General features: G+C 70.2%; 8 protein-coding genes and 2 pseudogenes. 6 read left to right on the top strand and 4 right to left on the bottom strand.

Features of this window, described 5'->3' with window-relative positions; genetic code table 11:
* On the bottom strand, positions 1–822 hold an 822-nt coding region (locus tag ABZV31_RS36660), incomplete at its 3' end, for a transposase (protein WP_355901167.1).
* Positions 823–1,155: 333 nt separating this feature from the next.
* On the opposite strand from ABZV31_RS36660, the gene ABZV31_RS36655 reads away from it, so the two are divergent.
* Together ABZV31_RS36655 and ABZV31_RS36650 are read left to right on the top strand one after the other, a co-directional pair.
* Positions 1,156–2,046 carry an IS110 family transposase gene (locus ABZV31_RS36655; protein ID WP_355901166.1) on the top strand — a complete coding sequence of 297 codons (891 nt, stop codon included), beginning with the start codon at positions 1,156–1,158 and terminating at the stop codon, positions 2,044–2,046.
* A gap of 61 nt (positions 2,047–2,107) precedes the next feature.
* Positions 2,108–2,413 carry a hypothetical protein gene (locus tag ABZV31_RS36650; protein WP_355901165.1) on the top strand — a complete coding sequence of 102 codons (306 nt, stop codon included), beginning with the start codon at positions 2,108–2,110 and terminating at the stop codon, positions 2,411–2,413.
* 100 nt (positions 2,414–2,513) lie between these two features.
* Here the strand turns inward: ABZV31_RS36650 and ABZV31_RS36645 are convergent, their stop codons facing one another.
* The 3 genes and pseudogenes from ABZV31_RS36645 to ABZV31_RS36635 form a co-directional block, all read right to left on the bottom strand.
* Positions 2,514–2,882 (bottom strand): helix-turn-helix domain-containing protein, encoded by a 369-nt coding sequence (locus ABZV31_RS36645; protein WP_355901164.1) that lies wholly within the window; start codon positions 2,880–2,882, stop codon positions 2,514–2,516.
* A gap of 13 nt (positions 2,883–2,895) precedes the next feature.
* A pseudogene (locus ABZV31_RS36640) lies at positions 2,896–3,047 on the bottom strand (ATP-binding protein); the annotation flags it as partial.
* 98 nt (positions 3,048–3,145) lie between these two features.
* Positions 3,146–4,378, bottom strand: coding sequence for an FAD-dependent oxidoreductase (locus ABZV31_RS36635; RefSeq protein ID WP_355901163.1), 1,233 nt, complete (start codon positions 4,376–4,378; stop codon positions 3,146–3,148).
* A gap of 674 nt (positions 4,379–5,052) precedes the next feature.
* On the opposite strand from ABZV31_RS36635, the gene ABZV31_RS36630 reads away from it, so the two are divergent.
* The 4 genes and pseudogenes from ABZV31_RS36630 to ABZV31_RS36615 all read left to right on the top strand — a co-directional run bounded on the left by ABZV31_RS36630 (position 5,053) and on the right by ABZV31_RS36615 (position 6,811).
* Complete coding sequence (locus tag ABZV31_RS36630; protein ID WP_355901162.1) at positions 5,053–5,187, top strand: hypothetical protein; 135 nt, start codon at positions 5,053–5,055, stop codon at positions 5,185–5,187.
* 98 nt (positions 5,188–5,285) lie between these two features.
* The gene (locus tag ABZV31_RS36625) at positions 5,286–5,453 is read left to right on the top strand and encodes a hypothetical protein (RefSeq protein WP_355901161.1); all 168 of its coding nucleotides are present in this window, start codon (positions 5,286–5,288) and stop codon (positions 5,451–5,453) included.
* A gap of 274 nt (positions 5,454–5,727) precedes the next feature.
* Positions 5,728–6,384: pseudogene (locus ABZV31_RS36620) on the top strand (aldehyde dehydrogenase family protein); the annotation flags it as partial.
* The gene (locus ABZV31_RS36615; RefSeq protein WP_355901160.1) at positions 6,374–6,811 is read left to right on the top strand and encodes an aldehyde dehydrogenase family protein; all 438 of its coding nucleotides are present in this window, start codon (positions 6,374–6,376) and stop codon (positions 6,809–6,811) included. The pseudogene ABZV31_RS36620 and the gene ABZV31_RS36615, both read left to right, overlap by 11 nt.
* Positions 6,812–6,862 lie beyond the last annotated feature (51 nt).

The following is a 6,862-nucleotide window of genomic DNA, read 5'->3' as shown; positions in this document are numbered from 1 at the left end:
GACCGGGCAGACGCCGGCGAGCTTGGCGAACGCGGCCTGGGATCGTATCCGCTCGGGATTGTCGCCGACGGTGACCAGCACCTCTGCCGCGGTGTACGCGCCGATTCCGAAGGCGTCGACCAGGTCGGGGGCGTGGGCTTTGGTGAGCTGGTTGAGCAGGGCGTCGTGCTCCTTGACCTCGTCGTTGAGGTCCTTCCAGCGGCGGGCCATGGCGCGCAGGGAGTGCTTCGCGGACGCCGCCGGGCTGGTTACCTGGCCCGGCCGCAGGCCGGCGCATCGCTCGATGAGCGCCATTTTCGACAGGCCCTGGAGTTGCTCACGCAGCGCGTCGGGGACGGTGACGATCAGGGCCTTGAGGGTGACCATGGCCTGGGTGCGGGCCTTGACCGCGCCGTCGCGGGCGATCTTGAGGTGGCGGATCATCTCCACCGTGCCCTCGGCGCTCTTCGGGGTCGCGGTGGCGGTCCCGGCCAACACTGCGCGGGCGGCGTTCTCCGCGTCGATCGGGTCGGACTTGCCGCGCTGGCGGCGCACCCGACGGTCGGGCCGGTTGACTTCGACCAGCTTGTGGCCGTGTCTGCGCAGGTGGGACGCCAGCCCTGCACCGTAGGAGCCGGTGCCCTCGACACCGAAGGCGAGGACTTGGCCGAACTGGCGGGCCCATGCTTCGAGTTGTTCGTAGCCGCCGCGGTCGGCGGAGACGCTGATGGTGCCCTGGGCACCTCCGACGACGTCCACGGCGACGGCGGTGTGGACGTACTTGTGGGTGTCGACTCCGACAACGACTTTCCCGATCGGCTCGGCCTGCAGGATGCTGGTCATGGCTGTCGGTTCCCCTCCCGGAAGCGGCGGTCAGCGCGAGACCGTCGGCCGGGCGGGAGGACAGGACTGTGACGAGTGCCTGGGGCAACAGGCTCCTGACTTGTTGAATTGAGCCCAGATGCTCGGTCTGCAGCCGTAGCGTCCAGGGTGTCGATCGGCACGGGCCCGCAGTGCTCCTTGCCGCCTTCGGGCTGGCTCACTGATAGCGTGCCGCCGCCGGCCGACACCCGCGCGGTGTGGCTCGACAGAGGCATGAAGGTGACACGGTGACTTCAAGTCAGGGTGCCCGCCGCACTTTCCTTCCTGTCTCATCAAGTGCGAGGGCACCAGCCTGTGATCCTGATCGGCATCGATCCCCACAAGTCGTCCCACACCGCCGTCGCCGTCGACACCGCCGGCCACCAGGTGGCCCAGCGCCGGTTCGTCGTCAACGCCGGGACCTTCCGCCAGCTGATGCGGTGGTGCGAGCAGTGGCCCGACCGTCGTTTCGCGGTCGAGGGCGCCGGTGGACTGGGCCGCTCGCTCGCCCAGCAGCTGGCGGCCGCGGGCGAGAACGTGGTCGATGTGCCCTCCACCCTCTCGGCCCGGGCACGGTTGCTGGCCACCGGCGGCGACCGCAAAACCGACGCCAAGGACGCCCTCCACGTCGCGCAGGTCGCTCTCTTCCGCCACGACCTGCGCCCCGTGGCCCAGGAAAACCAGACGACGATCCTGCGGCTGCTGACCGAGCGGCGGAACGACCTGGTCCACGAACGCACCCGCGTCCTCAACCGACTGCACGCCGTCCTGCGCGATCTCCTGCCTGGCGGTGCCCCCACCGGCCTGTCGGCCGACAAAGCCGCCGCCCTGATGAAGGGGATCCGGCCAGTCACGGCCACCGACAACTGCCGCCGGGACATAGCCCGTGACCTGCTGGCCGACCTGCGCCGCCTGGACCGGCAGGTCAAGGACAACGAAGCAGAAATGCGCGAGGCCGTCGCCGCCACCCGCACCACGCTGACCACCCTGCCGGGGCTGGGGACCGTGCTGGCCGCGAAGGTCATCGGGGTCCGTGTCCACCAAACCGGAGCAACATCAGCGGTCATCTCCGAGCATCGGGACATTCCTTCCGGCGTCGCGCTGCCGCCCGGCGTCCGCGAGTGGCGGGCGGCCGATGACACTCTTTCCGCCCAGTTGAACACCTTCAACGAGAGCGGGTTGCGGGAGCTGCGCCCACGTCGATGACCAGGCAGGGCAGCTGGAGAGTCGGGTCGCCCTGCTGGTGGCGGCAAGCGGTGCCGCCCTCGTGCTGGTCATCGCCGTCGTGGTCTTCACCACGCGTTCGGTTCTGCGCCGTTTGAAGGATCTCCACGACCGCACGGTGACGGTCGCCGAGGAGACCCTGCCGGATGTCGTGGCCCGCTTGCAGCGCGGAGAGGCCGTCGGCGCCGACGCGCTGCCGCAGCCGACCGCCGGCCAGCTTCCGCAAGACCGCGCGTCGTCTCCCGGATCACGGAACTGCGGACGGAGCCTTTTCAAAGAGCCTCAACAAAGCGCAAGGGCATGGTCAGGAGCCCTGGGAGACTCAGGGTCATTGCGTGAAGCCGTTTGATCCTGTTCGCCTGATGAGTCCGAGTGCTGTCCGGGGTCGCTGGTAGTGGCGGAGGGCGGCGGCGATGGTGGTGTGGCCATCGGTGTGCAGCGCAGCGCAGTCAGGCGTCGAAGCGGCGGCGGGAGGCCTCGATATGACCGAAATACTGGCGGGTCCAGCCGCACATTCCATTGACCATCCCGCGTAGAGCCTGGCCCGGCTGGGTGAGGGTGTACTCGACCCTTGGCGGCACGGTTGGGTGCACGGTCCGCTCGACCAGGCCGTCTCGCTCCAGCATGCGCAGGTTCTGGGTGAGCATCTTGTGGCTGATGACCTCGATTCCCGTCCGCAACTCGCTGAAGCGCAGGGTGCGTTCACCGAGGACGTTGATGATCAGGAGCGCCCATTTGTTGGCGATGCCCGAGAAAATCTCCCGCGCCAGCGAGTCCGCGCGCGACAGGTCTCGCACGTCCTCGACGGCTGCGGCCACTTCATCCAGCAGCCTCGCGTTCGGTCAGGACCTGGAAGAGCAGCTCGCCGCCACCGCGGTCGAGTTCCATGTAACCCAACTCATCAATGCACAAATTTCGACGCGGCCGTAGCGGGCGATCGTCTTCGACAGCTGCTTCTCATCCGCAGCCTCGACCAACTCGTTCCATCGCATCGAGGTGACGGGACCGGGCTACTGGGAGGCCGAACTCGAGGTCGGTCAGTGGGCGAGCGCCTGCATGCGCGTCGTGATCGCGGCCGGAGCTATCGGACGGCCGCGTCCGGTGGGCGCTCTCGCAGCGCGCCATACCCGATGAAGTATGCGGGGAGACGGCGTATCAACCGTGACCCGGTGAGCAGGTCAGCTATGCGCTGGGCCCTCTCTACGCTGCCGAGGGGTGGCTGCCCCTGCAGGAGGGGAGCGATGAAGCAGGCATGGGCCATCCGCTGGAGCGCCTGCGTCGCGACCGTGGTGGGACGGCGGCGGCGCTGCACAGCGCGCACGTCGCGCAGGCCCACGGTCCCGCGGCGCAGCGGCTCGACCAGGTGCCGGGCGGCGGCCACAGCGTCCTCGACAGCGAGGTTGATGCCTATGCCGAAGACCGGGGACATCGCGTGCGCGGCGTCGCCTATGCACAGCAGCCCGGGGCGATGCCAGCGGCGCAGACGGTCCAGGTGCACGTCGAGGAGCTTGACCTCGTCCCAAGAGCGCAGTGCGTGGGTACGGTCCGCGATCCAGGGTACGGCGGCGGCGTAGTCGGCCAAGAAGCGGTCGAGGCCAGCGGCGCGGCGCTCCGTGTCGGTGCCCTTGGAGATGAGCACGGCGCACTGCCAGTAGTCCCCGCGGTCGATCATCGCGGTCAGGAAGCGGTCGCCGGCGCCGCCGACGAGTCCGCGCGGGTCGCCCTCGTGCCGCGGTAGCCGGAACCACCAGGCGTCCATCGGGCAGTCGAAGCGGCGCAGTCCCAGTTCCGGCCGGGAGCGGGCCAGTGACCCGCGGCCGTCGCAGGCGACCGTGAGGACGGCGCGCAACTCGCCGGCGCGGCCGTCGGAGGTGCGGTAGCGCACCCCAGTCACCCGTCCGCGTTCGATCAGGAAGGAGGTCGCCTCGGTGCTCATCCGCACCTGGAAGGACGGCTCGCGCCGGGCCTCGTTGGCGAGGAGGTCAAGCAGGTCCCACTGGGGCACCATCGCCACGTAGTTGTACGGTCCGCGCAGCACCGCGAGGTCCGCGACTGTGACCATCGATCGGCCGGTCCCAACAGGCAACTGCACGGTGCGCACCCGGCGCTGAGGCAGCCGGGCGAAGCGCTCAGCCAAACCCAAGTCGTCCAGCAACGCCAACGTTGAAGGGTGCACGGTATCGCCGCGAAAGTCGCGCAGGAAGTCACCGTGCTTCTCCAGCACCGTCACAGCGATGCCGGCCCGGGCCAGCAGCAGGGCGAGCACCATGCCCGCGGGGCCACCACCCACCACACAGCACGTGGTCCGCTCCATCACAGCCCCGCCTTTCAGAAGAGCAGCAATTCATCGACCGATGAATATTGTACTCCCGCATCGGATCGGAACCCAGCCACAGGTGGCCTTCCTCGCCGATCTGTGGCGGGATGCCCACGGTGGCTCCACTGACGGTTGCCTGGCCGGTGGCGGGGGCCTTGGCCGCCATGGTCACCGCGATCATCACGGTCGGTGCGCGGTGACCGGCCGCGCACCGACCAGCGGGCGGCAGCGACCCCGCCGGAGCGGCTCCTCAACAGCGTCGGGCCACCCAGTTCCGGTTTCGTCAGGACCGGTCGTTGCCCCGGCCGCACGGTGGCCCCGCCCATCGCCGAGTGGCGCGTGCAGCGTCAACGGCGGTCCGTCGGCACCGGAGCTCGGGGATGGTCGGTCCGGCGGGAGGCTGTCAGTGGCGTTCCCTTGAATGCGCGGCATGACTGTTCACGATGTTGCCCGGGCGCTTCCCGATGTCCCGTCCTTGCGCGACCTCTGCCGGTCGATCGCCATGGCCGAGGCGGTGCTGAATCCGCAGGACGAGCGGTACTACGCGTTCGACTCCCGTTGGTCCCCCACTGAAGAGCTCGCCTCGATGCGCAACGGGTCGGGCGACGAGTTCAACATCGTCTTCTCTCCCGCCGGCGCGTATATACGGGGCTTCCCACCACGAGTCGCCGTTGAGCCCGTACCACCGCCACGACGTGCCGGAGCCGTGGCCGGGCGTCGTCGACTCGGTGCCCGCCCCGTTCCTGGGCCATGTCGAGGAGCCCGCCTTCACCGACGAGCAGGGGACGCCCGTAGAGACGGTTTAGCTGTGGCATGGGGCCGGGGACGCGTGCTGGCAGGCCGGGCGCATCGAGTTCCCCGACGGGCATCCGGATCCCGACGGCTCCGCCTGGCTGTTGGGCTGTTGGTCGACCCGACTCCCAAGGCGTTCCAGGCGTTCGCCGCCGACTACTACGAAACCCCGGACGCATCGAGGCCGTGCGCCGCCTTGGGCCTCGTGCTGGCGCTGGTCAGCGCCCGGCAGAGCGCCAGGAAGGCCGCGGCCGCCGAGCCGAGCCTCGCCACCACCTGACCGGCGGGCGACACCACCACGAACCCACCGCCTGTGGTCTGCCGCGTCGGCGCGGCAGACCACAGGCGGTGCGCATGAACGGGCCGCCGTCCCGGCCCCGCCGTCCGCCCGGACGCGCGGGCACGCGCACGAGGGCGGCCTCCGCAGCCGACGCCTACCGCGTCGGCCGGCCACGAGGGAGGAACGTTGACCGAGCTCACCATGACCATCGACGGCACGGCGGTCGCCGGCCCAGGCACCTTCGACGTCGTCGACCCCGCCACCGAGGAGGTCGTGGGCCGGGCCCCCCGACTCCGGCCCCGGGGAACTGGACGCCGCCATGGCCGCAGCCGCAGGGGCCTTCGCCTCGTGGCGCCTCGACGAGAAGGCCCGCCGCTACGCCCTGCGCGAGTGCCGACGCCCTGGAGGCGGGGACCGAGCGCCTCGCGCCGCTCATCACCGCGGAGCAGGGCAAGCCCCTCGACCAGGCGAGGTCCTGCACGCCGCGCTGTGGCTGCGCTACTACGCCGGCCTCGACATCCCCCGGCAGGTCGTGCAGGACGACGACAGCGGGTTCGCGGAGGTCGTCCACCGGCCGCTCGGCGTGGTCGCGGCCATCGCTCCGTGGAACTACCCCGTCATCCTGGACGTCTGGAAGATCGCTCCGGCCCTGCTGGCCGGCAACACGATGGTGCTCAAGCCGTCTCCGTACACGCCGCTCGCCACACTGCTCATGGGCGAACTGCTGCGTCCGGTCTTCCCCGCCGGCGTGCTCAACGTCGTCAGCGGGCGGGATCCGCTCGGGGCCCTCATGACGGCCCACCCCACGCCCCGCAAGGTCAGCTTCACCGGGTCGACGGCGACGGGGAAGAAGGTCGCCGTGTCCGCGGCCGAGGACCTCAGGCGCGTCACCCTCGAACTCGGCGGCAACGACCCCCGCCGTGGTCCTTGACGACGCCGCCCCCTCGCAGGCCGCCGACGACATCGTGACGAACGCGTTCCTGAACAGCGGCCAGGTCCGCTTCGCCATCAAACGCGTGTACGTCCCCGCGCACCGCCACGACGAGTGGGTGGAGTCGCTCGCGGCCCGGGCCGCCGCCCTGCACGTCGGCGACGGGCGCGAGGACGGCGTCCAGTTGGGCCCGCTCAGCAACCGTCCGCAGTTCGAACGGATCCGCGCCCTGGTCGCCGATGCACTCCGGCGTGCCCACGCCCGCCCCCGCCTCTCCGTGTCTGCGGTGCTTGCACGTCGAACGCGGCGTCGCCACGCTCAAGCGCTGGCGGATCATCACGCCATGCCCGCTGCAGCCCCTGCCACCTCACGGCGATGGCCAAGGCCGTCCTCACCCTGGAGCAGCAACGCTGAAAACGCTCAGTGATTCCCCGGCACTCGACTCCGAAAATGGGGTCGCACGGCGCATCACTCTGGG

Source organism: Streptomyces sp. NPDC005202 (genome assembly GCF_040608235.1).
GTDB lineage: Bacteria > Actinomycetota > Actinomycetes > Streptomycetales > Streptomycetaceae > Streptomyces.
The sequence above is the reverse complement of the archived record's forward strand: the minus strand, read 5'-3'. Positions and strand labels throughout refer to the sequence as shown.

What these genes read in the sequence shown, in the direction of transcription:
- ABZV31_RS36635 (WP_355901163.1), bottom strand. Translation starts at nt 4,378, where the DNA reads ATGGAGCGGACCACGTGCTGTGTGGTGGGTGGTGGCCCCGCGGGCATG.